The sequence below is a fragment of the Candidatus Pelagibacter ubique HTCC1062 genome, from assembly GCF_000012345.1.
Classification (GTDB): Bacteria; Pseudomonadota; Alphaproteobacteria; order Pelagibacterales; family Pelagibacteraceae; genus Pelagibacter; species Pelagibacter ubiqueversans.
Map to the genome: position 1 here is coordinate 728,955 of NC_007205.1, position 26,038 is coordinate 754,992.

Sequence of the window (26,038 nt, forward strand, 5' to 3'; positions counted from 1 at the left end):
TAGTTTTAGCTGCTGTAATACATCTCAAACTCTACAGGATGAGGTGCGTGTTCAAATCTATGTATCTCTTCAAATTTTAATGCAATGTAAGCATCAATTTGATCATCAGTAAATACACCACCTTCAGTTAAAAATTCTCTATCTTTATCTAAACTTTCCATTGCTTCTCTTAATGATCCACAAACAGTTGGAATGTTTTTAACTTCTTCGGGAGGTAATTCATAAAGATCTTTATCAAAAGATTCGCCTGGATGTATTTTATTTTTAATTCCGTCTAAACCAGCCATAAGCATAGCAGCAAAAGTTAAATATGGATTTCCTGAAGCATCAGGAAATCTTATTTCACATCTTGCACCATTTTTACTTAATGAAATTGGTATACGACATGAAGCAGATCTATTTCTTGCAGAGTAAGCAAGCAGAACAGGGGCTTCAAAACCTGGAATTAATCTTTTATAACTATTTGTTGTAGCATTTGAAAAAGCATTAATTGCTTTTGCATGTTTTAAAATTCCACCAATATAGTGAAGTGCTGTTTCAGATAACCCTGCATAAGCATCACCAGAAAAAACTGGTTTGTCGTCTTTCCAAATTGATTGATGAATGTGCATACCTGAACCGTTATCTCCTGCAATCGGCTTTGGCATAAAAGTTGCTGTTTTTCCAAATGAATGTGTAACCATTTGAACTACATATTTATATAATTGAACATTATCAGCTTGATCAACAAGTGTTCCAAAGTACATACCAAGTTCATGTTGACTTGGTGCTACTTCATGGTGATGTTTTTCAACTTTAATACCTACCTCTTTTAAACTTTTTAAGTATTCACCTCTCATATCTTGTTCACTATCAACTGGAGGGACTGGAAAGTAACCACCTTTTACTGGAGGTCTATGACCCATATTTCCATTTGCATACTCTGTTCCAGAATTATAAGGACCTTCTTTACTATCTATTTTAAAACCAGTGTTGTTTGGATCATTATTAATTCTAACATCATCAAAAACAAAAAATTCAGGTTCAGGACCAAAAAAAGCTTTATCACCAATGCCAGATTTTTTTAAATATGCTTCTGCCTTTTTAGCTGTTCCTCTTGGGTCTCTCTCATAAGGAGATCTTTTAACAGCATCTAAAATATCACAAAAAAGGATTAGAGTATTATGAGATGTAAAAGGGTCCATAATCATTCTAGAAGTATCAGGTATTAAAATCATGTCAGACTCGTTAATTGCCTTCCAACCAGCAATAGATGAACCATCAAAAAATACACCTTCATTTAACATTTCTTCATCAACGATAGTGTGATCCATTGTTAAATGTTGAAGTTTTCCTCGAGGGTCAGTAAATCTTAAATCAACAAATTCAACTTCTTTTTCCTTCATGAATTTTAGAACATTGGCAGCAGTCATAGTTTCTCCTTTTTTAAATTTTGTGGTCAATTAATAACAAATGTTTCTTTAATAATATTGCTTGAATAATAAATATCACCTATGCGTTTTTTACATATGAATTACAACATTATTTGTTAAATTATCAATCAATTATTAGTTGAAATATGAGCTTATTAGATAAAGAACCTGTTAAAAGAGCTGAAAAATTTCTTAAAAACTTTGACCAATCCTTAGAGGTAATAGTTTTAGAAAATTCAGCAAGAACAGCACAGGATGCAGCAACAGCTTTAGCTTGTGATGTAGGTGCAATTGTCAAAAGCTTATTATTTAAAGCGGAAAATACTTTTATATTATGCTTAGTAGCAGGCGATAAGAGGTGTTCATTAAATAAACTAAAAAAAGTTAAAGATAAAAAAGATATTTCAATGGCATCACCAGAAGAAGTTAAGACACAAACGGGCTATACAATAGGGGGTGTCTCACCTGTTGGGCATTTAGAGAGAATTGAAATTATAATAGACAATTCTTTAGAAAGGTTTAATGAATTGTTTGCTGCAGCTGGACATCCAAACTGTGTATTTAAAACAAACTATAACGATATTCAAAAGATTACGAATGGAAAAGTTGAAGATATAATTGAATGAGACAACCTAGATTAATTGATTATACATTATTAGTAGTTTTAGCTTTAATATGGGCATCAGCTTTTTTTAATATCAAAATTGCAACAGAATCTTTTGGACCAATTACAATTGCATTCTTGAGAGTTTTTTTTGGATCAATTCCAGTATTATTATTATGCTTTTATAAAAAAATTAAGATTGAAGCATTTTCCAAAGATTGGTATTGGTTTGCTATAATAGGATTTGTCAATTTGGTATTACCTTTTTTCTTAATAGCTTACGGTGTAAAATCTGTACAAAGTAATTTGGCAGCAATCTTAATGTCAACAACACCCTTGAGTTCAACAATATTGGGTCACTTTTATACAAAAAATGAAAAGTTCAATTTAGTTAAAACTTTTGGAATACTAATTGGTTTTTCAGGTATTATTTATTTGTTTTCAGATAATTTATTAATAAATGATAGTAATTTTATTTCTGCGTTATTAATATTGCTTGGGTCAACTTGTTATGTTATTGGAGGAGTTTTAACTCTTAAAATTAGTAAGAAAAAAAATGAAAATGTAACAGGCTCTATATTAATTTGGGCTATCCTAATTTTAATACCATTTGTTTATTTTATTGAAAAACCATGGAATTCAATTCCAAGCATTGAATCTACAATATCAGTAGTTTATTTAGGAATGGTTTCAACAGGTGTTGCTTGGTTGCTAAGATTTAAAATTCTAAAAGATAATGGTCTTATATTTCAATCACAAGTCTCTTACTTAATTCCAATATTCGGTACTATATTGAGTTATATTTTTTTAAAAGAAATAATAACACCTAAAATTTTATTATCTTTATTAGCAGTTGTTGTTGGAATTTACTTTGTTAAAAAAGCAGATCAAAAAAAAACTACTTAAACTGAACCATTTCTTTAATATGAGATGGTCTTGTTTCGCAACATCCACCTAAAATAGTAGCACCAGCATTTTTAAATTTTTTAACAAAATTTGCCATCAATTCGGGTGTTAAATCTTTTCTTTGACCCAAAAATTCATTTGGGTTACCAGTTTTACTGACATTATAACTATTAGTATAACCATCTTTAGGATTAGTTGTCACAAAAGCATTAAGCTTAAATCCAAACGGAACACCTAAATTTTTTACTTCTTCTAAATTTTCATAAAAGTTTTCAGGTGAAACACAGGATAAAATTAATCCTAGTAAATTATTATGTTTAATATTGTTAATAATATCTGATATTTTTTCACCACTTGGAAGATTTATTCCTTCAGAAATGTGAGCACCTATTAAGTATGGCTTATTAAATTCTTCAATTGCTTCAATTGCTAATTTAAACTCTTTTACACTAGACAAAACATCTAAGTAAAAAAAATCAATATAAGGATCTAATAATTTTGCTTGATCATAAAAATTTTGCTTAATTTCATCATCTGGTCTTGTATCTTCTTCGTATGTTAAATATTGAGGTGGAAGACCGCCTGCAATTAACACGTTAGGATGTTGTTCTTTAGCTTTCTGAGCTATTTCACCAGCTTTTTTGTTTAAGTATTCAAACTTATCTTCAATTTTATTATCACGTAATCTTATTCGTCTAGTAGTAAAGGTTGCTGTAACAATAACTTCAGCACCCGCTTTAATAAAGTCTAAATGTGTGTCTAGTAAGAGTTGATGGTATTCTTCTTTTAAAACAGCATTTGCACTCCACAATGTGCCGTTTGGCTTCATACCACGAGCTAACAATTCTTGTCCCATACCACCATCTAAAATTCGTGTTGTTTTAAAAAAATTAATATCCATTTTTATTCCTTACTTTTTTAGTGCTTTAGCTCTATGCAAGGTGCACAATACAGTTCAACTACCTTTACCAATTATATAATGATTTCCTTTTTAGCAGTTAGCACCTGCAATATGGATCAAATCGGTAAAATATTTATATATCTATTAGACTGATTAGTAAATCACTTCTTGAATAATATTTTAGCATTAAATGAGAAGGATCTTCTCTCACCATCAACGTTAAATGGATAAGCTGTGTGCATTAAATAATTTGGAAAAATCAATAGGTCTCCTAATTTAGGGTTTAAATTATAGATACTTTTACTTAAAAAGTTTTTTTGACCATTAATAAAATCAATAGTTCCATTAGTTTTAATCTTTTTATTCTTAACTAATTTATTTTGATTCATATCTTTTGGGATTTTAAGATATCCAACACCTGACAGTTGTCCTTCATGATAATGAATTGGATTATATTCATTTTTTAATTGCCTAACCACCCATAGATTTATTATCTTAATTTCTTTAATTTTTTTAACGCCTGACTTATCAAGGTAAACTTTAATATTTTTTAGTAATTCTTTAGACAAACTCTTATTAATTAAAGTTTTGGGTATCTTAATTTCATTCCTAATTTGACTTGCAAGTTTAGAGCTATAATCATTTTTTTTAGATAATTGAGACTTATCAATGTGATTATTTAATATAGTAATAATTTTTTTGGATAACTTTGTTTTTCCTATAGTGGGTCCAAATGCTCTAAATGTTTTCATAATCTTTCTATAATAATTTAATACTTCTGTTATGCAAACAACTTCAGTCCCATTCGAATAGCGACAAATATGACAAGTCCTGATGTCACTAGAGCTAATATTCTTGCAGGAAAAATTTTAAGATTTAAATAGTTTCCAAGCTGGCCGCCTATTAAAACAAAAAAAAATAATGGCCAATAATCATAAATTCCATTTATTGTTGATGCCTTTGTAAATTGGCCAGCAAGTCCTGATAAAGAATTAATCAGTATGAATAATGATGCTGCTGTTGCAATGTTTTTTGCTTTATCTACTCTAATTAATAACAATATAGGGCTTAAGAAAATTCCACCACCAATTCCAACTACACCAGACACAAATCCAATAGATGCACCAATTAATATTGATAATATTTTTGGTATCTTTTTATAAACTTCAATTTTTTGATCAAAAGATTGAAATTTCATGAGAAGTAGAACTCCTGCTAGTGCTAAGACTAAAAAAAGTAAAATTTCAAAAATTTCTTTATCTACTGATAAAGATCCTCCTATGAATGCAAGTGGCACAGATGATATCAAATATGGGGTAAGGATCTTAAAATTGATATTTCCAGCTTTAATATAATTTATACAATTTCCTGATACGACAATAATATTACAAAAGAGAGCAATTACAGGAAAGATCAAGTAAGGAATATCCCAAATTAATAGAAGGGCTAGATAGGTAGAGCCACCACCAAAGCCAACACTTGAATATAAAGTTGCTGTTAGAAGAAATAAAAATGATAATATAATCATGAAAATTATTTTAAATTTATGATTGTAAATATAGCACTTTTAACTGTTACGGACACCAGAACTTTTGAGAACGATAAGTCTGGTGCGATCTTAGTAAAAAAAATAGAGGAGGCTAAACATAAATTAATAGATAGAAAAATTTGTAAAGATAACAAAGATGACATTATTAAAATCCTTAAAGATTGGATTAATCAATCTGAAATAGATGTTGTAATTACAACAGGGGGCACTGGGCTTACAGGTCGAGATATTACACCAGAGGCAGTAAACGAGATAGCTGACAAACATATACCAGGTTTTGGAGAGGTGTTTAGAACAATAAGTTTAAAAACAGTTGGTACATCGACCATTCAATCTAGGGCTTGTGCAGTACTAGCTAATGGCAAATATGTATTTGCTTTGCCAGGTTCTTCAGGGGGAGTAACGGATGCCTGGGATGGAATTTTAAAACATCAGTTAGATATAAATCATAAACCTTGTAATTTTGTAGAACTATTTCCAAGACTTAAGGAAAAATAATTATTTTTGATATTTTTCTTTCCACTCAGAATAAGGCATACCATAAACATGCTCACGTGCATCTAGGTCTGAAATTTCAATACCTTTTTTCTCTGCTTCTTCTCGATACCATTTTGATAAACAGTTTCTGCAAAAGCCAGCAAGGTTCATAATATCTATATTTTGAACATCTTTTCGTTTATCTAGATGTTTGAGCAATCTTTCAAATGTAGCAGACTGTAATTCTTGTTTTTTATCTTCTCTCATAATTAAAATATTAGACACATTTCAATTAAGCACAAGATGTAGGCTGCATTCAATCTTAAGTAGAAAAATTAATGTTTAAAATATAGATATTATCATCTTTTTTTGTTTAAATATTTTATGGCTATTAAAAAAAAGATGGCTGGTAAAAAAAAGAAAACAGCCAAAAAGTCAAAACCTAAAGTTAAAAAAAAATCTAAAATTATTAAAAAAGTTAAAAAGAGTGTGACTAAAAAGAAGTTACACAAACCAATCAAAAAAAATAAGCTTAAGAATAATAATAAAAGAGAGAGGATAAAAATGAGCACAGAAACAGTAAAAGGTGGACGATCTCCGTTACTAGATACGTCTCACTTAAATGTCAAATTTCCATTTAAAGAAAAATATGGAAATTTTATAGGAGGAAAATTCGTTGAACCAAAATCAGGTAAATATTTTGACAACGTAAGTCCAATCAATAATGAAGTTATATGTTCCGTTCCAAGGTCAGATGCAAAAGATGTTGAGGCTGCATTAGATGCTGCACATGCTGCTTTTCCTACTTGGGGAGTTACATCAATAACTGAAAGATCTAACATGCTACTTAAAATAGCTGATGTTATTGAAAAAAATCTAGAACTATTAGCTACTGCTGAATGTTTAGATAATGGAAAACCAATTAGAGAGTGTATGGCAGCTGACTTACCATTAGTTGTTGATCATTGGAGATATTTTGCTGGAGTAATCAGGGCAGAAGAAGGTTCGGTTTCAGAGATAAGTAATAGTGAATATTCTTATCATATACCTGAACCACTTGGTGTAGTTGGACAGATTATACCATGGAACTTTCCATTATTAATGGCAACATGGAAACTTGCACCAGCACTTGCTGCAGGTAACTGTGTAGTTTTAAAACCAGCTGAACAAACACCAGCATCAATCTTACTATTAATGGAACTTATTGGAGACTTATTGCCTCCAGGAGTTGTTAATGTTGTAAGTGGTTTTGGTCTTGAAGCAGGTAAACCATTAGCTTCTTCTAAAAGAATTAGAAAGATTGCTTTTACAGGTGAGACTACAACTGGACGTTTGATCATGCAATATGCATCACAAAACTTAATTCCAATAACTTTAGAATTAGGTGGAAAATCTCCAAATGTTTTCTTTGAAGATGTTATGGATCAAGATGATGATTTCTTTGATAAATGTCTTGAAGGTTTTGCAATGTTTACTCTTAATCAGGGTGAAGTTTGTACTTGTCCTAGTAGAGTGTTAATCCAAGAATCTATCTATGATAAGTTCATGGAAAGAGCAGTTGCTAGAACGAAAGCAGTCAAGCAGGACAATCCTCTAAAAATGGAAACTATGATTGGTGCTCAAGTATCATTAGAACAAATGGAAAAAATAAAATCTTACTTAGATTTAGGTAAGAAAGAAGGTGCCAAAGTTCTATGTGGTGGTGAAGTTGCTAACTTAAACAGTGGTTTGGAAAAAGGAAATTATATCCAACCTACTATTTTTGAAGGCAATAACTCTATGAGAGTTTTCCAAGAAGAAATTTTTGGACCAGTTGTATCTGTTACTAAATTTAAAGATGAAGCTCATGCATTAGAAATAGCTAATGATACTCTTTATGGTTTAGGAGCAGGTGTTTGGACTAGAAATGGGAATATTGCTTATAGAATGGGAAGAGGAATCCAGGCTGGTAGAGTTTGGACTAACTGTTACCATGCTTATCCAGCTCATGCTGCTTTTGGAGGATACAAACAATCTGGAATCGGTAGAGAAACACATAAAATGATGCTTAATCATTATAGACAGGTGAAAAACTTACACGTGTCTTACAGTGAGAAAAAATTAGGCTTCTTTTAACAGATATATTATAATGGCCTGTATTAAACTGCAGGCCATATAACTATGAAAGTTTCAGCAACCCCTTCAGCTTTAGAACTAATTGAAGATCTAAAGAAAGATCATGGTAAAGAATTACTCTTTCATCAATCTGGTGGATGTTGTGATGGAAGTGCTCCAATGTGTTACCCTGTTAAAGAATTTTTAGTAAGTGATGACGATGTTTTAGTTGGAAAAATTGGTGGTATTCCTTTTTACATAAGTGAAACTCAACATGAAGCATGGAAAAATACAGATTTAATTATTGATTGCATTCAAGGTATGGGTGGAATGTTTTCTTTAGACAATGGAACTGGCAGAAGATTTTTAACAAGATCTGAGATTTGCGTTCCTGAAAAAAAATCAATTAATTAATTAAATTTCATTTTAACTCTTAGTGTAAGTAAAATTACTATAATAATAAGATAGATTAAGGGTTCAACTGTAACTACTTTAACTAACCATAAGTAGTGAATAATTCCTAATAAAGAAATTATATAAACAAGCTTGTGTAGTTTTTTCCATTTATCTCTCAACAACCTTATCATTCGTTTAGATGAAGTAAGAGCAAGTGGCACTAATAAAAGCCAAGCTAAAAATCCAGCAAATATAAATTTTTTTTTTATAATATCATCTCCAATACTAGACCAATCAAAACGATAATCTATGCCAACATATGTCATCATGTGTGCTGATGCATAAAAAAAAACAAACAACCCAAACATTCTCCTATAGCTAATCCAAAAATTTAATTCAGTAAATTTTTGTAAAGGAGTCATTGCAAGAGTTATTATGATAAAACGAAGTGTCCACTCACCAGTTACATGTGTTATTTTTTTCACAGGTTCTGGACCTAATTGATTAAAAATAATTTGATAAACAATGATTAATATTGGCAGTAAACAAAAAAAGAAAATTGGTATTTTTATATATTTCTGCATGTTTTATAAAACAAATTTATGTATCTAAAAGTTTTTCTTTAAATCCATACCTGAATATAAATGTGCAACTTCATCACCATACCCATTAAACATTTCAGTCTCAATCCTAGGAGCTAAAATACCTTCACCTATGACACGTTCTGTTGCTTGTGACCATCTTGGATGAGAAACATTTGGGTTAACATTTGAATAAAATCCATATTCTCTTGGGGACGATCTCATCCAAGATGATGTAGGCATATTTTCAACTAATTTTATTTTAACAATTGCTTTTGCACTTTTAAAACCATATTTCCAAGGAACAAAAATTCTTAATGGAGCTCCATTTTGATTAGGCAATGTTTTTCCATAAAGCCCAGTAACAACTGTTGTTATAGGATGCATAGCTTCATCAATTCTTAATCCTTCTCTATAAGGCCAATTTAGAACAGGGTATCTTTGGCCATTCATTTGTTCAGGGTCATAAACACTTTCAAATTCAACAAATTTTGCAGTATTTTTAATAGATACTTTACTAAGTAACCTACTTAGAGAAAATCCCATCCAAGGAATAACCATTGACCAACCCTCAACACACCTTAGTTTGTAGATTCTTTCTTCCGAAGGAAATAAAGAAATTATTTCTTCAGCTGAAATCGTAACTGGATTTTCTACTTCCCCCTCAATAGTTACACTCCAAGGTTTAGTAATAAATTCTTGTGAATTTCTATAAGGATCACTTTTACTGGTACCAAATTCATAATAATTGTTATACGTCGTAATATCTTCATATGATGTTAGCTTAGTTTTATTTTGTGAATAAGCATTGTTTAAGAATGGTATACTGCTCAAAGATATTGAACCAACACCAAGCCCAATTGATTTAATAAATTTTCTTCTTTTATTGTAAATTAATTCTGGTGTAATTTCTGAATGTTTATATTTTTTCATTTTTTAATAGGATTACCTTTTAACCATTCACTTTCATCATTTTTATAATGTTCTTTTTTCCAAATAGGTGATCTTTTTTTGATTTCTTCAATTATATACCTAGATAATACGTAAGCTTCATCTCTATGTTTGCAGGCAACTGCGATAATTATACTAGTTTCTCCAAGCCCCACATAGCCCTTTATATGCTCTATAAAGACTGCTTTATCTATAATTTTAAGTTTTTCTGTAGTCTCTTTATAAATTTCTTCAAAACTTTTTAGTACTAGTTCGTCATGACTATCATAAGCTATACCAATAACTTCTTTATTTTCATTAATATTTCTTACATTTCCTGTAAAAATAATTGAAGCTCCGTATGTAGATGATTTGATAAATGCTTCTGCTTCAGAAGTTTTTATTTTATTTTTTTCAATATCTATAATTTTTGCATGTAACATCAGCCACCGCCTATTGGAGGTATAATCCCAATTTTTTGATCTTTTGTAATTTTAAAATTATCATTAACAATATTATTATCTTCAGAGCAAAAAGCAGAGCTTTTAACTATTTTTATAAAATCTTCATTACCTTTAAAATTAATATCCAAGTAATCGATGATTTCTCTTCTTAAATCTTTGATTTCAATTTTTTCTTTAAGATCAAATTCTAAGTAATCTTTATTGCTAAAATCTCTACTTGCTCCAAATAACTCAAGTTTAATTTTCATGTTTAAAAAATATCTTTTAAAAACTCTGGTAGTCCATCAGGATTGATCCATAGACCACTTTTTCCACCTTCTTTAATTAATAATTTCACATTATCAATTCTAAGATGTGGGTTTACAATTTTACTAAGATCATAGATTGTAATTAATGCAGCATTAACTCCCATAATAGCTTCCATTTCAACACCAGTTTTTGCAACAGCTGACACAACACAAAAAACCTCTAAAGAGCTATCATCTTCATGCATGATAATTTTTGTTGCAGTATGATCTATTGGAAGTGGGTGACATAATGGAATTAATTCACTAGTTTTTTTAACACCTAAAATTGCTGAAACTTCAGCTAAAGTGATCGGATCACCTTTAGGCATTTCTTTATTTCTAATTAGATTAAAAACTTCTTTTCCTACATAAATTTTACCAGAAGCTAACGCTCTTCTAAATGTTTCTTTTTTTGATGAAACATCAATCATGTTAAAAGAATTTTTTTTAAAAATTTCTTTAGCCCAGTCTTTTAATTTTTCTTCGTTTATCACTTTTAAGTTTGCCATTTATCCTCCAGTACTAGATAAATTTGGAGTAATTCCAGTATCTCCAAGTTCTAAATAATGTGACTCTTTTTTAAGATGCAATTGTTTTATGATAAGATCTACAAGTTCATCTTTTTGAGCATCATCTTGCAATAAATGCCTGATGCTAATTCCGGTATTACCAAACAAACATAATCTTAAATCACCTCTAGAGGTAACTCTTAATCTATTACAAGTTTGGCAAAAATCTTTAGTATAAGGAGCAATTAATCCAAATTTACCCTTAAAATTTGGATGTATAAAATTTAATGAAGGACCCGCATCTTTCCCATAAGTTTGCGGTATCCAGTTATTTTTCTCTAAATAATCTTTGAATAATTTAGAGGAAACATGATTTTTTTTAAAATATTCTAAATTATCACCAGTTTGCATCAATTCTATAAATCTAAAATCAATATTGTTATCTTTTATGAAATTTCCAAATTTTTTAAACTCTTCATGGGTATCATTAATACCTTTGAGTAAAACGGCATTAATTTTTATATTTTTAAAATCTAGTTTTTGTAAAATCTTTATGCCTTCTAAAATTTCATTAAGCCTGTCATGTCCTGTTAGTTTTTTAAAAGTTTCTCTATTTAAACTGTCAATACTAATATTTATTCCATCTAAACCAGCTTCAAATAATTGTTCTGCAATTTTGTCCAAACGATAACCATTAGTTGTCATTGTTACTTTGGGTATATTGGAATTTTGCTTCATATCTTTTAAGATATCAAAAAAGTCTTTTCTAACTGTTGGTTCTCCACCAGTTAATCTAATTTTACAAACACCTAATTCAGACAATGCTTTTGTTAATCTGGATATTTCTTGAGCAGACATAAAACTTCTCGTGTCTCCAGGCGTTTTTTTATAACCTTGTGGCAAACAGTAGGAGCACTTATAATTACAGACGTCTGTGATCGATAGTCTTATGTAGGGAAATTTTCTTCCAAAAGTATCACTTAGTAATTTCATCTTATATTTATTATATTATATTATAATAATAATATATGAGCAAAATTATTACCAAATCGGAACTGGATCTATTTAAAAAAGACGGAGCTGTCTTAATCAAAGGTAAATTTGATAACGCATGGATTGAAAAGTTAAAAAAAGGAATCAAAAAAGGTAAAGAAAGTCCTAGTCCAAGATTTGTAAATCATACAAAAGATCAAAAATTACCAGGATATTATGAGGATTTTTGGACCTGGAATTTACATGAAGAATTCAAAGATTTTATATTTAATTCACCAACTCCAAAAATTGCAGCAGAACTTTTAGAAGCACAAAAGATTAACTTAGTGATGGATAATTGGTTTTTCAGGGAAGCTGGGTCGAAGTCATCACCACCTTTTCATCATGATATATCATATTTCGATTTTGAAGGATCTATGTGTGTATTGTGGTTACCACTTGAACCAATAAAAAAAGAGGATGGTATAGCATGGGTTAAAGGTTCACATTTATGGGATAAATTATTCCTAAGAACGCGGTTTAATGACGGCCATGAAGTTGATGGTGAACCAGGGATTGTTAATGGAAAAAAATATGAATTAACTCCTAACATATTAGAAAATAAAGATAATTATGAATTTCTACAATGGGATCTGGAAGTTGGTGACTGTATTTATTTTGATATTAGAACACTACATGGAGGATTAAATACTGTCACACCCAAAAAAGATATTCATAGATACACACTAAGAATGGCAAAAGAAAATTCTAGAATTATTTATAGAGGAGATTGGGCCAGAGAAGAAAGAGTTATTATGGAAGATAATGGTTATAAAAATGGTGATGATTTATCTGGAAAAATGTTTCCAACTTTATTTGAAACTAGCTAACTTCAAGCTTTTTACACTGGAAGTTAACATAAATAATTAACCAGCAGGTTTGTAGCCAGCCATAGCTTTAGCGGCAATCTCGGCAGCTTTATTCATATTCATCTCTTCAAGAATAACCATATTCTCTACTGTTCCGCTTGCTTCCACAGCTAATTTTATACCAGCAAAATTTTCATAAGGCATATCTCCTGAAGTGACAGCAACGAAATCATAAGGACCTCTCGTAATATAAAAAGATTCAAATTTCCCTCCTACTGCTTCAGTTAATGCTTTTACCGCAGTTGATCTATCTTGCTTAGGGTCCTTCATAAAACCTTGGAAGGCCTTTGCTGTATAATTACCCATTACAATATATTTTTTCATAACTTTCTCCTTTATTAATTTGTAAGATCTAATCATATTTGTTAAAAATTTAAAAATTTATTTTTTAAAAATCAACTCAAGGTTTAGCAAATTATGTACGAAAAATTTGGACAATTTATCGATGGCAATTGGTCGCCCTCTTCTAACAAGGAAACTTATAAAGTTATCAATCCTGCAACAGAAGAAGTTTTAGGCCACGCTTCAAAAGCAACACCTGTTGATGTGGATAGAGCATTAAAATCTGCAGAAAAGGGATTAGCTATTTGGAGAAAAACTCCACCATGGCAAAGAGCTTATACGCTTAGAAAAATTGCTGACATGGTAAGAGAAAAAAAAGATGTACTTGCTAAATGGATGACTTTAGAAAATGGAAAACCTTTAGCAGAAGGTGTTGGTGAAACGAATGGTGCTGCAGATATTTTTGAATGGAATGCTGAAGAGACAAAAAGAATTTATGGACAAATTGTAGAAAGTAGATTTGAAGACACGAGAGTGCATGTTTATTATCAACCGATTGGAGTAGTGGCTGCTTTGTCACCTTGGAATTTTCCACTTGTATTAGCTGCTAGAAAAATTTCTACAGCATTAGCTGCGGGCTGTTCAGTAATTATCAAGCCAGACACAATTACACCAGGTGTGGTTATGGAATTAGTCGATATTTGTAGGGAATGCGGAATACCCGCTGGTGTAGTTAATCTTTTGTCAGGTGATCCACCTGCAATTGCGTCACAATTAATTTCATCTGATATTATTAAAAAAATCTCAGTTACAGGCTCAACTAGAGTTGGTAAAATAATTTTAAAACAAGCTGCAGATAAATTACAAAGAGTAACAATGGAGTTAAGTGGTCATTCTCCTTTCATTGTATTTGATGATGCTGATTTAAATAAAGCAACGGACATAGCTATTGCTGCTAAATTTAGAAATAATGGTCAAGTTTGTATTTCACCTAATAGATTTTACATTCAGGAAAGTAAAAAAGATGAGTTCGTTGGTTTATTTATTGAAAAAACTAAAAAACTTAAGATTGGTAATGGTATGGATCCAGATACACAACTAGGACCGTTAACAACGCAAAAAAGACTAAATGAAGTTGAAGAGCTAGTTGAAAAAACGAAACAAGAAGGAGCTAAAGTTTTATTGGGAGGTAAGAGGCCTGCAGGATTTAATAAAGGTTTTTATTATGAGCCAACTGTTTTTGATGATGTTAAAGATGACTTTACGATCATGAAACAAGAACCATTTGGGCCATTAGTTCCAATGCTGTCATTTAAATCTTTTGATGAAGTTATTGAAAGAGCAAATGATAATGATTTAGGTCTTTGTAGTTATATTTGTACTAATTCAATGGATAAAGCTTATAGAGCCTCTGAATTAATGGAAGCAGGCATTGCTTGTGTGAATACTGGTGTTGTAGCAGTTGCAGAAGCTCCATTTGGTGGAATAAAACAAACTGGCTATGGTAGAGAAGGTGGCTCTAACGCAATTAAAGATTATCTAAATGTTAAATATACTCATATGGGTATTAAGGGCTAGTAAATAAGGTTGAATTAAATAAATCCTAAATTAAAAGTTTTATTTATGAATAATTATAATTTAAAGGGTAGAAGAGCAATAGTAACAGGTGGCGCACAAGGTTTTGGTTTTGCAATTACAAAAAGATTTTTAGAATCTGGTGCTGAAGTTATAATTTGGGATATTGATCAAAAAGCTGTTGATGAAGCATTAAAAGAGCTTTCATCTGAAAAATGTAGCCATCAAATAGTTGATGTCACTAACTTCGGTGACATAACAAAAAATATTGAACTAAGTACTAAAGAAAAAAATGTAGATATTTTTGTAAATAATGCGGGTATGGCCGGTAAAAATACACAAGTTTGGAATTATCCAAATGATGAATGGTTAAAAGTAATGAACTTAGATTTAAATTCAGTCTTTTATTGCTGTAAAGCAATAGCACCTCACATGATTAAGAATAATTATGGAAGAATAGTAAATATTGCATCTATTGCAGGAAAAGAGGGTAATCCGAATGCTAGTGCATATAGCACCGCAAAAGCGGGTGTTATAGGACTTACAAAATCGTTAGGTAAAGAATTAGCTGATAAAAATATTGCCGTTAATGCTGTAACGCCAGCAGCAGCTAAGACTAGAATTTTCGATCAAATGACTGAGGAACATATAAATTATATGCTCTCTAAAATTCCAAGAAATAGATTTGCTAAAGTTGATGAGTTAGCGTCATTAGTTACTTGGTTAGCTGCAGAAGAGAATTCTTTTTCAACTGCTGCAGTTTTTGATTTAAGTGGTGGAAGAGCAACTTATTAAGTTATGCAAATTGGATTTGACGTTGGTGCCACAAAAATAGAAAGTGTCATTTTAAAAGATAACGGTGAAGAAGTTGACAGAAGTAGAAGAGACTGTCCAAAAGATTACCTTTCAATAGTTCAAACCATAAAAGATGTTGTAGTTGAGCTAGAAAAAAAACATAATAAAACATTACCAGTTGGTGTATGTCATCCAGGCGTTCATTCTCCACAAACAGGACTAGTTAAAAATGCGCCTAACTGTGTTTGGATTGAAAAACAACCTTTTCAAAAAAGTCTTCGTGAAGCTCTAAATAGAGAAGTTTTTTGTGAAAATGATGGAAATTGTTTTGCATTATCTGAAGCAATAGATGGTGCTGGCAAACATTATAAAATTGTATATGGAATTATTCTTGGATCTGGTGCGGGAGGTGGATTGGTTATAGATAAACAGATTGTTTCAGGACCTAATGGTGTTGCTGGGGAATGGGGTCACAATCAGCTACCATTTATGGCTGCCCAAAAAGAGGAGCTTAAGACATTAAATCTAAGAGATGCAGAGGTTGAAAGTTTTGTATCAGGATTAGGGTTGGCTAAAAGATTTAATAAAAAGTATAAAAAAAATTTGAAAGCTAATGAAATATTTGAACTCTATAGAAGACATGAATTAGATGCAGAAAAAATGATAGAGGAATTTAAGACTAATCTTGCAATGTCTTTAGCTACTATAGTTAATATTCTTGACCCAGATGTTTTTATATTTGGTGGTGGTGTTACAAATGAAATAGATTTTTTTGATGAGATAGAAAACTTAACTAAAAAATATGTTATAGGCAAAGAATATGAAGGTGTTTTCTTAAAACCCAAATATGGAGATGCCAGTGGAGTTAGGGGTGCGGCAAGATTAGGTAGAAAATCAAGCTATTAAATTTTATATCTATTAAAAAGTGAAAAAATTTTTTTTATAAAATTTTTTATTCAAATAAAACATAGTTTAATTTAAAAATAATTAAATCAATCTTAGGTTGTAGAAAAAGTTTTTTGTTTAGGTTTTTTTGTTTTTTTAATAAGTTAATTTTTTAAATTAATTAATCGATTAATTATATTAACTAAAAAGAGGAAAATAAAATGAAAATGAAGAAACTGATAGTTGCTTTAATAGCTCTAGCTCTTACTCCAAGTGTTTCATTTGCAGCACCTAAGGCTGAGGTATTGCACTGGTGGACAGGTGGTGGTGAAGCAAAAGCTTTAAAAGTATTACAAGATGAGTTTGCTGCACAAAATGGAGTTTGGTTAGACATGCCTGTTTCTGGTGGTGGTGGAGATGCAGCAATGCAAACACTAAAAGCTAGAATAGTTGCTAACGATGCACCAGCAGCAGCTCAAATTAAAGGTCCTACAATTCAAGAGTACGATGAAGAGGGTGTAGTTGCACCTTACAACATTGATGCTGTTGCAAAAAAAGAGGGTTGGGACAATCTTTTAAGTAAGCAAGTTGCTAGTCATATGAAATGTGATGATGGTAAAGCGTATTGTGCTGCACCTGTAAACATTCACAGAATTGACTGGATCTGGGCTAATAAAAAAGTTCTAGATTCTAATGGTATTAAAATGCCTTCTACTTGGGCAGAGTTTAATGCTGCTGCGGATAAACTACAAGCAAATGGAATTATTCCTTTAGCTCATGGTAGTCAACCTTGGCAAGATGCAACAGTATTTGAAGCTGTAGCTCTTGGTGTCGGTGGTAATGATTTCTACAGAAAAGCTTTTGTAGATTTAGATGCTGCTACGTTAGGTGGATCAACTATGACTAAAGTGTTTGATCAAATGAGAAAACTTAAAGGTTACACTGATGCTGGTTCTCCAGGTAGAGACTGGAACGTTGCTACTGGTATGGTAATGGAAGGCAAAGCTGCTTTTCAAATCATGGGTGATTGGGCAAAAGGTGAATTTGCTGCTAACAACATGGCACCAGGAAAAGATTATATCTGTGCGCCAACTCCATCTAACAATGGATATCTTTACAATGTAGACTCATTTATTTTCTACAAAGTTAAAGGTAAAGATAAAGTTGAAGGTCAAAAACTACTTGCTAGCTTAATGATGGGAAAAAACTTCCAAAAAGTTTTCAACATCTATAAAGGTTCGATACCTGCAAGATTAGATGTTTCTATGGATGAGTTTGATATGTGTGCTAAAAAATCAAACGCAGACTTAAAAACTGCTGGTTCTAAGGGTGGATTACTACCAAGTTTTGCTCACGGTATGGCATTAAGACTTGCACAAAAAGGTGCTATTCAAGATGTAGTTACTGAGCATTTCAATTCAAATATGTCTTCATCTGATGCTGCTAAAAAACTAGCTGCAGCAGTTAAGGCTTCGCTATAATAAAAAAAAGTACGTTAAAATCTGCGCTTTCATAAAAATGATAGCGCAGATCTAATTAAAAATATGTTTTGGTTAAAAAAAAATTTACCTAAATTAGTTCTAGTACCATCACTTGGAATTTTATCTTGGTTTGTGTATGGTTTTATTTTTTGGACGATTTATATTTCTTTTACAAAATCTAAGATGCTACCAAGGTACGAAATTTGGGGGATAGATCAGTATATTAGATTATGGAATATGCCAAGATGGCATGTAGCAGTTGAAAATTTACTAATATTTACAGTGTTATTTATAATCTTATGTATTGCTATTGGAATTCTTCTTTCAATATTACTGGACCAAAAGATTAGAGCAGAAGGTTTTTTAAGAACAATTTATTTATACCCTATGGCTTTATCGTTCATAGTGACAGGAACAGCTTGGAAATGGGTTCTAAATCCAACACTAGGCATTGAAAAGTTTGTTAATGATATGGGTTTTGAAACCTTTAAATTTGATTGGTTAGTAACACCAGAAATGTCAATCTACACGATAGTAATAGCCGGTGTATGGCAATCTTCCGGATTTATTATGGCAATTTTTTTAGCAGGCCTGAGATCGGTTGATGATGAAATTATTAAAGCTGCAAAAATAGATGGTGCAGGAATTTTTTCAATTTATAGTAAAATTATTCTTCCAATGATGAGACCAGTTTTTATGAGTGCAATAGTAATTTTGGTTCATTTATCAATCAAGAGTTATGATTTAATTATAGCACTAACCTCAGGTGGGCCAGGAATTTCATCAGATATGCCCGCAGTGTTTATGACTGCTATGGCTTTTCATAGAAGTGAAGTGGGACTAGCATCTGCAAGTGCGATAATGATGTTTTTAACAGTATCTGCAATTGTTGTGCCGTATTTGTATTCAGAATTAAAGAGGGAAAATGCAAGATAAAGAAAAATTAAATCTTAATAGATTAGAAGCAAATTCTAAAAGAAAAAATATTATCTATAGATGGATTTTATATTTTATATTAGGAATTTTTGTATTTTATTATTTAACTCCACTATATGTAATGATTGTAACATCATTTAAAACTATGCCAGAAATTAGACAGGGTAATTTATTTTCTTTACCAGAATCTATTAAGTTTGATGCTTGGAAACAGGCCTGGGATGGAGCTGGATTTACAGGAGGTGATGTTGTTCTTAAACCTTATTTTTGGAATTCTATTAAGTTAGTAGTCCCAGCAGTTATAATATCAACTTTACTTGGAGCTATTAACGGTTACGCTTTAACAAAATGGAGATTTAAAGGAGATTCATATATATTTCTATTATTTTTATTTGGAACTTTTATACCCTATCAAGCAATATTATTACCAATGGCTAGAACTCTAGGTGTCCTAGGAATGTCAAATTCAATAAGTGGGCTAATATTAGTTCATGTAGTATATGGAGTTTGTTTTACAACATTATTCTGCAGAAATTATTATGTATCTATTTCAGATGAAATGGTAAGAGCTGCAAGAATTGATGGAGCAGGATTCTTTAAAATATTTTTTAAAATTATCCTACCAATTTCTATTCCTATACTAGTTGTAACTGTCATTTGGCAATTCACACAAGTATGGAATGATTTTTTATTTGGAGCTACTTTTTCATTTGGGGAAGCAGCACCAATTCAAGTAGCCCTTAATAATTTGGTATTAACAAGTACAGCTGTCAAAAGATATAACGTAGATATGGCAGCAGCAATTATTACAGGTGTTCCAACATTAATAGTTTATATTCTTGCTGGAAATTATTTTATTAAAGGACTAACAGCAGGATCAGTGAAAGGATAATATGGCAACTTTAAAAATTAATGACATCAATAAAAACTTTGGAAAAACTGAAGTTTTAAAAGGAATTAATCTAGATATTAAACACGGTGAATTTCTTGTACTTTTAGGACCATCTGGGTGTGGAAAATCTACATTGTTAAATACAATTGCAGGTCTAGAAACATCCAATAGCGGGGATATTTTGATAGACGATCATAATGTAAATAATATGGAGCCAAGTGATAGAGATATTGCTTTAGTGTTCCAGTCTTATGCTCTTTATCCAGCAATGACTGTTAGAAAAAACGTTACCTTTGGACTGGAACAAAGAAAAACTCCAAAAGAAAAAATAGAAAAAGCATTAAATGATGTTTCTAATTTATTACAAATAACACAACTGTTAGACAGAAAACCATCTCAATTATCTGGTGGTCAACGTCAACGGGTTGCAATGGGTAGAGCGTTAGTAAGAGACCCCAAAATTTTTCTATTTGATGAACCGTTATCAAATCTTGATGCAAAATTAAGAGTTGAAATGAGAAGAGAAATAAAAAAACTACATCAAAAACTTGGAACTACAATAGTTTATGTTACACATGATCAAACGGAAGCTATGAGCTTAGGTACAAATATTGCAATTATGGATCATGGATTAATTCAACAATGTGATACACCTAAAAATATTTACAATAAACCTGAAAGTGTCTTTGTTGCAGATTTTATTGGATCTCCATCAATGAATTTGATTGAAGGTAAATTAAAGAAACATGATAATAATATTATTTTTATGCCCAATGGTTCAAATGATAGTATTAAAATACCAGTTGGGAACTACTCTTTTAAAAATAAATTTGAAAACACTGAACTAACTACTTATTTAGGAATTAGACCAGAACACATTTACTTTGATAAAATTAATCCTGATTGTTTTGAAATTGATTTAAAGTCGGAGCTTTTAGAATACACAGGTCATGAGCAAATAGTAACGTTTGATTATCTTGGACAACAAGTTCTTGGTAAGTTTGCATCTACATTTGATATAGAAATAAATAAAGAATTAAAATTAAATATTGATACATCTCAAATTTCTTTATTTGATAAAGATTCAAAAAAGAGGATTTAAATGACAGCTATTTATGAAGATTTAAAAAATAAAAGAGTTTTTGTAACTGGAGGCGGTTCTGGTATTGGTGCCTCTATCGTAGAGCATTTCTGTGAACAAGGTTCAGAAGTATATTTTATAGATATAAATGAGAAAGCATCAAATAAATTAGTTTTAGAATGTAAAAATAAAAATTTTTCTGTTCCTACTTTTATAAAGTGTGACCTATTAAATATAAAAGATTTACAAAATACTATATCAAAAATTATTGATAATAATGGAGCAATCGATGTTTTGGTAAATAATGCAGCAAATGATGAGAGACATTCTATCGATGAAGTAACTGAGGAATTTTGGAACGAAAGAATGAATATTAATTTAAGACATTATTTTTTTACAGTTCAGTCAGTTAAAAAAGCAATGATAGCAAATAAAAGTGGCTCCATTATAAATATTGGGTCTGTTTCATGGATGATTGGACAAGGTGGAATGGCTGCTTATACTGCTGCTAAATCTGGCGTTGTGGGTTTAACGAGATCTTTTGCAAGAGACCTTGGTGAGTTTGATATAAGAGTAAATTCAGTAGTTCCTGGTTGGGTGATGACAGAGAGACAAGTTGAGAAATGGTTAACACCTGAGTCTGAGGCAGATATGTTAAAAAAACAGTGTTTAAAACATAAGTTAATGCCCTCAGATATAGCTAAAACAGTTCTATTTTTTGGTTCTGATGCTTCATCTGGATGTACTAATCAAGATTATGTAGTCGATAAAGGTTGGTTATAATAAAATTCACAAAAATGAAAAAAAAAGAATTAAGAAGCAAACAGTGGTTTGATAATCCAAATGATCCAGCTCTTACTGCTCTATATTTAGAAAGATATCTAAATTATGGAATGACAAGACAAGAATTGCAATCTGGAAAGCCTATAATCGGAATTGCTCAATCTGGTAGTGATCTATCACCATGTAATAGACATTTTCAAGAATTAAGTAGTAGAATTAAGGATGGGATTAGACAGGCGGGAGGAATACCCATTGAATTCCCAACTCATCCTATTCAAGAAACAGGTAAAAGGCCTACAGCTGGTTTGGATAGAAACTTATCTTACTTGTCTTTAGTAGAAGTTTTATTTGGCTATCCTATAGATGGAGTAATTTTAACAACTGGTTGTGATAAAACTACGCCAGCAGCATTAATGGCTGCGGCAACTGTAAATATACCAGCAATAGTTTTATCAGGTGGTCCGATGCTTGATGGAAGTTATAAAGGAAAAAAAGTAGGTTCTGGAACTGTAGTTTGGGAAGCGAGAAAACTGCACGCAAAAGGAGAAATTACATATGATGAATTTATGGACATGGTTGCTGCATCAGCACCAAGCATAGGTCATTGTAATACAATGGGAACAGCTTCATCTATGAACTCTATTGCAGAAGCATTAGGAATGTCTTTAACAGGCTGTGCGGTTATACCTGCTCCATACAGGGAAAGATCACAAATTTCATTTGAAACAGGAAAAAGAATTGTTGATATGGTTCATGAAGATTTAACACCTTCAAAAATCATGACTAAAGAAGCATTCGAAAATGCAATATTAGTTGCAAGTGCAATAGGAGCTTCAAGTAATTGTCCACCACATCTCACAGCAATAGCAAGACATATGGGTTTAGAATTAGATATAGAAAATTGGCAAACAATAGGTCACGATATCCCATTACTTGTAAATTGTCAGCCAGCTGGCGAACATTTGATGGAAAGATTTTATAGAGCAGGAGGGGTTCCTGCAATTATGCAAGAATTATTAAAAAATAATAAATTACACAAAAACGTACTTACAGTATCAGGGAAAACTGTAGAAGAAAATTTAAAGATTAAAATAGATGTAGATAGTGATGTTATTAAATCATTTGAAAATCCACTAGTAGAAAATGCAGGTTATATCGTTATGAGAAGTAATTTTTTTAGTTCTGCTGTTATGAAAACATCAGTTATTAGTGATGAGTTTAGAAAAAGATATTTATCAGATCCAAAAAATAAAAATGTATTTGAAGCTAATGCCGTAGTATTTGAAGGACCAGAGGATTACCATTCAAGAATAAACGACGAAAAGTTAAATATAGATGAAAAATCAATTTTGATGATTAGAGGCTGTGGACCCGTAGGTTATCCAGGTTCCGCTGAAGTTGTAAATATGCAGCCACCAGATAGATTATTGAAAAAAGGGATTAACACTCTTCCAACATTAGGAGATGGCAGACAAAGTGGCACTTCAGAAAGTCCATCTATTTTGAATGTTTCACCAGAATCGGCTATTGGTGGGGATTTATTGATAGTTCAAACAGGAGATAAAATTAAGATTGATCTTAACAATAGAAGGATAGATTTGTTAATATCAGAGACTGAGATCTCAGATAGAAAAAAAAATACCAAGATCCCAGTATTAACAAACCAAACACCATGGCAGGAAATTTCCAGAAAAATGGTAGGTCAATTAGAAACGGGTGCTTGCCTAGAAACTGAATCTTTATATTTAGATATAACAAACACAAAAGGGATGCCCAGGCATTCACATTAAAAAGGAAAAACATGAGCAATCGACTAGAAGGTAAAAATATTATTGTAACAGCTGCAGGCCAGGGAATTGGTAAAGCAACGGCTATAGCACTTCATAATGAAGGAGCAAATGTAACTGCAACAGATTTAAATAATAAAACTTTAGCTGAATTAAATAAAGAATATCCTAAAATTAAAGTTCAAACTTTAGATTCAACAGACAATAATGCTATTTCAGAATTTATGAAAAGTGTTGATAAAGTTGATGTTTTATTCAACGCAGTAGGTTTTGTTCATCATGGAACTATTCTAGAATGTGAAGAAAAAGATTGGGATTTTTCTTTTGATGTAAATGTCAAATCTATGTATCAAATGTGTAAAGCAATTTTACCTTTAATGGTTAAACAAAATGGTGGAAGTATAATTAACGTTTCGTCATGCGCCTCTAGCCTTAAAGGTTTTCCAAATAGATTTGTTTACGGAACTACAAAAGGAGCAGTAATTGGCTTAACTAAATCAATAGCTGCAGATTTTGTAAAACAAAATATTAGATGCAATTCTATTGCACCAGGAACAGTATTTTCACCTTCTTGGCAAGATAGAGTTAATCAAAGCCCGGACCCGGTACAAGCAAAGAAAGATTTTATAGCAAGACAACCAATGGGAAGACTAGGAACAGCAGAAGAAATAGCTGCTGTAGCAGTTTATTTAGCTGGAGACGATGCAACATTTACTACAGGAACAACAATTTCTGTTGATGGTGGAATTTCAATTTAATAAATTAAGAAAAGGTAAATTATGAAACTATTAAGAGTAGGTGTTAAAGGAAAAGAAAAACCAGCAGCATTAGATAAAAATGGAAAATTTAGAGATTTAAGTTCTCATATTACTGATTTAAATTCAGATACTGTAAATTTTGAAACTATTAAAAAATTAGAAAGTATAGATTTAGAAAGTTTAACTGAAATTTCAAATTCTGAGAGAATAGGAGCTTGTATTAATAAGCCAGGAAAGTTTGTAGCAATTGGTTTAAATTATTCTGACCATGCAGCAGAATCTGGTATGGATGCTCCATCAGAACCTATTGTATTCATGAAAGCGACAAGCTCAATTAATGGTCCTAACGATGATATTGAAATTTCAAAAGATTCAAAAGAGCTTGATTGGGAAGTAGAATTGGGAATAATTATCGGAAAAGACACTAAAAATATTAGTGAAAAAGAGGCTGAAAATCACATTCTTGGATATTGTTTAGTAAACGATGTGAGTGAAAGAGAATGGCAACTTAAAAAAATGGGACAATGGGTTAAAGGAAAATCACATGATACTTATGGACCAATTGGACCTTATTTAGTTACCAAGAATGAAATCTCCGACATTAACAGTCTTAATTTAAGCTTAGATGTTAATGGGCAAAGAATGCAAACTGGAAACACAGATAAAATGATTTTTAATGTGTTCTTTATTGTTTCATATTTAAGTAAGTACATGACGTTACAAGCGGGTGATATTATTACCACTGGAACACCTCCAGGAGTAGGTATGGGAAAAAAACCACAGGTATTTTTAAAAGCAGGTGACACAATTAGATTATCAATTGATAATTTAGGTGAACAAAACTCAAAAGTTGTAGCTGAATAATTTGAATATCATAACTTCAAAGCCCAAAGTTATATGGAATTCGAAAACAATATTAGGTGAAGGCACCTTATGGGTGCCATCACATAATTCAATTTACTTTGTTGATATTAAGAAAAAAAAGATTTTTACTTTAAATGTTAAAACTAATAAAAGAAGAATTATAAAGATTAATAAAGAAATTGGGTTTCTGGCTCACATTAAAAAAGATATCTTTATACTTGGTTTACAATCAGAGCTTAGAATTGTTAATCTAAAAAATAAAGAAACTATTAGATCTATTCCAATTGAAGAAGACAAACCTCTAAATAGAATAAATGATGGAAAAATTGATCCTGAAGGTAGATTGTGGTTTGGTACTATGGATAATCTTGAGAGAAACATTAAAAATGGATCTTTATATTGCTTAGATAAAAAACTTAATATTCATAAAGTCGATACAAAATACTATATTACAAATGGTCCTGCTTTTATTAACTCTGAAAACTTCTTACATACTGATAGTCGAAGTAAAACAATTTATAAAATTAGAATAAATAAAAAACACAAGATAATTAAAAAGACAAAATTTTTAAAATTTTCAAAAATAGATGGCTCACCCGATGGAATGACAATTGATTCAAAAAAAAATGTTTGGATTTGTCATTATGGTGGAGCATGTATTTCTGTTTATAATTCAAGAGGTAAAAAAATTCACAAAATTGAATTACCAGCAAAAAATATTACTAATTGTACGTTTGGTGGATTGAGTAATAATGAAATTTATATATCAACTGCCTTAAAGGGTATGACTAAAAATGAAATTAAGAAATATAAACTTTCAGGCTCTTTTTTTAAAATTAAAACAAATGTTAAGGGGATTAAGTCAAAATCCTTTAAAATATAAAAATTACAAAGTGATTAAGTGTAGT

Annotated in this window: 30 protein-coding genes and 1 riboswitch; of the genes, 18 read left to right on the plus strand and 12 right to left on the minus strand. The window is 31.1% G+C overall.

The annotated features are described in order from the left end of the window. Positions 1 to 5 precede the first annotated feature (5 nt). Entirely contained in the window at positions 6 to 1,412 is a 1,407-nt protein-coding gene (glnA, locus tag SAR11_RS03770; protein WP_011281912.1) for a type I glutamate--ammonia ligase, read from the minus strand. 146 nt (positions 1,413 to 1,558) lie between these two features. On the opposite strand from glnA, the gene SAR11_RS03775 reads away from it, so the two are divergent. Next, complete coding sequence (locus tag SAR11_RS03775; protein ID WP_011281913.1) at positions 1,559 to 2,038, plus strand: YbaK/EbsC family protein; 480 nt, start codon at positions 1,559 to 1,561, stop codon at positions 2,036 to 2,038. Then, positions 2,035 to 2,922 (plus strand): DMT family transporter, encoded by an 888-nt coding sequence (locus SAR11_RS03780; protein ID WP_011281914.1) that lies wholly within the window; start codon positions 2,035 to 2,037, stop codon positions 2,920 to 2,922. The genes SAR11_RS03775 and SAR11_RS03780 overlap by 4 nt, the downstream gene beginning before the upstream one ends. Here the strand turns inward: SAR11_RS03780 and SAR11_RS03785 are convergent. From SAR11_RS03785 to SAR11_RS03795, 3 genes are all read right to left on the minus strand, one after another. Continuing rightward, positions 2,915 to 3,823 (minus strand): homocysteine S-methyltransferase family protein, encoded by a 909-nt coding sequence (locus SAR11_RS03785; RefSeq protein WP_011281915.1) that lies wholly within the window; start codon positions 3,821 to 3,823, stop codon positions 2,915 to 2,917. The genes SAR11_RS03780 and SAR11_RS03785 overlap by 8 nt on opposite strands. 9 nt (positions 3,824 to 3,832) lie before the next feature. Continuing rightward, positions 3,833 to 3,896, minus strand: a riboswitch (SAM riboswitch). 88 nt (positions 3,897 to 3,984) lie between these two features. After that, on the minus strand, positions 3,985 to 4,575 hold the full coding sequence (locus tag SAR11_RS03790) for a 2OG-Fe(II) oxygenase family protein (RefSeq protein ID WP_011281916.1): 591 nt from the start codon (positions 4,573 to 4,575) through the stop codon (positions 3,985 to 3,987). 29 nt (positions 4,576 to 4,604) lie between these two features. Next, complete coding sequence (locus SAR11_RS03795) at positions 4,605 to 5,351, minus strand: sulfite exporter TauE/SafE family protein (RefSeq protein WP_011281917.1); 747 nt, start codon at positions 5,349 to 5,351, stop codon at positions 4,605 to 4,607. A gap of 18 nt (positions 5,352 to 5,369) precedes the next feature. Between SAR11_RS03795 and SAR11_RS03800 the strand changes: the two genes are divergently transcribed. Continuing rightward, positions 5,370 to 5,870: a molybdenum cofactor synthesis domain-containing protein gene (locus SAR11_RS03800; RefSeq protein ID WP_011281918.1), complete on the plus strand. Its 501-nt coding sequence runs from the start codon at positions 5,370 to 5,372 to the stop codon at positions 5,868 to 5,870. Here SAR11_RS03800 and SAR11_RS03805 read toward each other — a convergent pair whose 3' ends face one another. Then, the gene (locus SAR11_RS03805) at positions 5,871 to 6,116 is read right to left on the minus strand and encodes a DUF1244 domain-containing protein (RefSeq protein WP_011281919.1); all 246 of its coding nucleotides are present in this window, start codon (positions 6,114 to 6,116) and stop codon (positions 5,871 to 5,873) included. It lies immediately after the preceding gene. 297 nt (positions 6,117 to 6,413) lie between these two features. On the opposite strand from SAR11_RS03805, the gene adh reads away from it, so the two are divergent. Further along, complete coding sequence (adh, locus tag SAR11_RS03810; protein ID WP_011281920.1) at positions 6,414 to 7,964, plus strand: aldehyde dehydrogenase; 1,551 nt, start codon at positions 6,414 to 6,416, stop codon at positions 7,962 to 7,964. A 45-nt stretch (positions 7,965 to 8,009) separates the two neighbouring features. Next, positions 8,010 to 8,357, plus strand: a complete 348-nt coding sequence (locus SAR11_RS03815) for a DUF779 domain-containing protein (RefSeq protein ID WP_006997157.1) — start codon at positions 8,010 to 8,012, stop codon at positions 8,355 to 8,357. On the opposite strand, the gene SAR11_RS03820 is transcribed toward SAR11_RS03815, so the two are convergent. The 6 genes from SAR11_RS03820 to moaA are packed head-to-tail and all read right to left on the minus strand — an operon-like array spanning position 8,354 to position 12,103. Then, a complete protein-coding gene (locus SAR11_RS03820; protein ID WP_011281921.1) occupies positions 8,354 to 8,923 on the minus strand; it encodes a sulfite oxidase heme-binding subunit YedZ in 570 nt (189 codons plus the stop codon). The genes SAR11_RS03815 and SAR11_RS03820 overlap by 4 nt on opposite strands. 24 nt (positions 8,924 to 8,947) lie before the next feature. Beyond that, complete coding sequence (msrP, locus tag SAR11_RS03825; protein WP_011281922.1) at positions 8,948 to 9,853, minus strand: protein-methionine-sulfoxide reductase catalytic subunit MsrP; 906 nt, start codon at positions 9,851 to 9,853, stop codon at positions 8,948 to 8,950. Next, the gene (locus SAR11_RS03830; protein ID WP_011281923.1) at positions 9,850 to 10,293 is read right to left on the minus strand and encodes a molybdopterin synthase catalytic subunit; all 444 of its coding nucleotides are present in this window, start codon (positions 10,291 to 10,293) and stop codon (positions 9,850 to 9,852) included. Before SAR11_RS03830 ends, msrP begins: the two co-directional genes overlap by 4 nt. Beyond that, complete coding sequence (locus SAR11_RS03835; protein ID WP_011281924.1) at positions 10,293 to 10,562, minus strand: hypothetical protein; 270 nt, start codon at positions 10,560 to 10,562, stop codon at positions 10,293 to 10,295. The genes SAR11_RS03830 and SAR11_RS03835 overlap by 1 nt, the downstream gene beginning before the upstream one ends. Positions 10,563 to 10,564: 2 nt before the next feature. Beyond that, on the minus strand, positions 10,565 to 11,110 hold the full coding sequence (moaC, locus tag SAR11_RS03840) for a cyclic pyranopterin monophosphate synthase MoaC (protein WP_011281925.1): 546 nt from the start codon (positions 11,108 to 11,110) through the stop codon (positions 10,565 to 10,567). Further along, positions 11,111 to 12,103, minus strand: coding sequence for a GTP 3',8-cyclase MoaA (moaA, locus tag SAR11_RS03845; protein WP_011281926.1), 993 nt, complete (start codon positions 12,101 to 12,103; stop codon positions 11,111 to 11,113). Positions 12,104 to 12,138: 35 nt separating this feature from the next. Between moaA and SAR11_RS03850 the strand changes: the two genes are divergently transcribed. Next, positions 12,139 to 12,972 (plus strand): phytanoyl-CoA dioxygenase family protein, encoded by an 834-nt coding sequence (locus SAR11_RS03850; RefSeq protein ID WP_011281927.1) that lies wholly within the window; start codon positions 12,139 to 12,141, stop codon positions 12,970 to 12,972. 36 nt (positions 12,973 to 13,008) lie between these two features. Here SAR11_RS03850 and SAR11_RS03855 read toward each other — a convergent pair whose 3' ends face one another. Then, positions 13,009 to 13,371, minus strand: coding sequence for a GYD domain-containing protein (locus tag SAR11_RS03855; RefSeq protein WP_236608312.1), 363 nt, complete (start codon positions 13,369 to 13,371; stop codon positions 13,009 to 13,011). Between the two features lie 57 nt (positions 13,372 to 13,428). Between SAR11_RS03855 and SAR11_RS03860 the strand changes: the two genes are divergently transcribed. From SAR11_RS03860 to SAR11_RS03915, 12 genes are all read left to right on the plus strand, one after another. Beyond that, positions 13,429 to 14,871: an NAD-dependent succinate-semialdehyde dehydrogenase gene (locus tag SAR11_RS03860; RefSeq protein WP_011281929.1), complete on the plus strand. Its 1,443-nt coding sequence runs from the start codon at positions 13,429 to 13,431 to the stop codon at positions 14,869 to 14,871. A 45-nt stretch (positions 14,872 to 14,916) separates the two neighbouring features. After that, the gene (locus SAR11_RS03865; protein ID WP_011281930.1) at positions 14,917 to 15,663 is read left to right on the plus strand and encodes an SDR family NAD(P)-dependent oxidoreductase; all 747 of its coding nucleotides are present in this window, start codon (positions 14,917 to 14,919) and stop codon (positions 15,661 to 15,663) included. Between the two features lie 3 nt (positions 15,664 to 15,666). Continuing rightward, a complete protein-coding gene (locus SAR11_RS03870) occupies positions 15,667 to 16,569 on the plus strand; it encodes an ROK family protein (protein WP_011281931.1) in 903 nt (300 codons plus the stop codon). Positions 16,570 to 16,769: 200 nt separating this feature from the next. Continuing rightward, on the plus strand, positions 16,770 to 18,029 hold the full coding sequence (locus SAR11_RS03875; RefSeq protein WP_006997146.1) for an ABC transporter substrate-binding protein: 1,260 nt from the start codon (positions 16,770 to 16,772) through the stop codon (positions 18,027 to 18,029). A 63-nt stretch (positions 18,030 to 18,092) separates the two neighbouring features. Further along, positions 18,093 to 18,965 (plus strand): carbohydrate ABC transporter permease, encoded by an 873-nt coding sequence (locus SAR11_RS03880; RefSeq protein WP_006997145.1) that lies wholly within the window; start codon positions 18,093 to 18,095, stop codon positions 18,963 to 18,965. After that, positions 18,955 to 19,857 carry a carbohydrate ABC transporter permease gene (locus tag SAR11_RS03885; protein ID WP_006997144.1) on the plus strand — a complete coding sequence of 301 codons (903 nt, stop codon included), beginning with the start codon at positions 18,955 to 18,957 and terminating at the stop codon, positions 19,855 to 19,857. Before SAR11_RS03880 ends, SAR11_RS03885 begins: the two co-directional genes overlap by 11 nt. Before the next feature lies 1 nt (position 19,858). Further along, the gene (locus tag SAR11_RS03890; RefSeq protein ID WP_006997143.1) at positions 19,859 to 20,959 is read left to right on the plus strand and encodes an ABC transporter ATP-binding protein; all 1,101 of its coding nucleotides are present in this window, start codon (positions 19,859 to 19,861) and stop codon (positions 20,957 to 20,959) included. After that, the gene (locus SAR11_RS03895; RefSeq protein WP_006997142.1) at positions 20,960 to 21,721 is read left to right on the plus strand and encodes an SDR family NAD(P)-dependent oxidoreductase; all 762 of its coding nucleotides are present in this window, start codon (positions 20,960 to 20,962) and stop codon (positions 21,719 to 21,721) included. A 14-nt stretch (positions 21,722 to 21,735) separates the two neighbouring features. Further along, positions 21,736 to 23,511 carry an IlvD/Edd family dehydratase gene (locus tag SAR11_RS03900; RefSeq protein WP_011281932.1) on the plus strand — a complete coding sequence of 592 codons (1,776 nt, stop codon included), beginning with the start codon at positions 21,736 to 21,738 and terminating at the stop codon, positions 23,509 to 23,511. A gap of 11 nt (positions 23,512 to 23,522) precedes the next feature. Beyond that, positions 23,523 to 24,266 (plus strand): SDR family oxidoreductase, encoded by a 744-nt coding sequence (locus SAR11_RS03905; RefSeq protein WP_011281933.1) that lies wholly within the window; start codon positions 23,523 to 23,525, stop codon positions 24,264 to 24,266. Positions 24,267 to 24,287: 21 nt separating this feature from the next. After that, the gene (locus SAR11_RS03910) at positions 24,288 to 25,130 is read left to right on the plus strand and encodes a fumarylacetoacetate hydrolase family protein (protein WP_006997139.1); all 843 of its coding nucleotides are present in this window, start codon (positions 24,288 to 24,290) and stop codon (positions 25,128 to 25,130) included. Position 25,131: 1 nt separating this feature from the next. After that, complete coding sequence (locus SAR11_RS03915) at positions 25,132 to 26,013, plus strand: SMP-30/gluconolactonase/LRE family protein (protein ID WP_011281934.1); 882 nt, start codon at positions 25,132 to 25,134, stop codon at positions 26,011 to 26,013. Positions 26,014 to 26,038 lie beyond the last annotated feature (25 nt).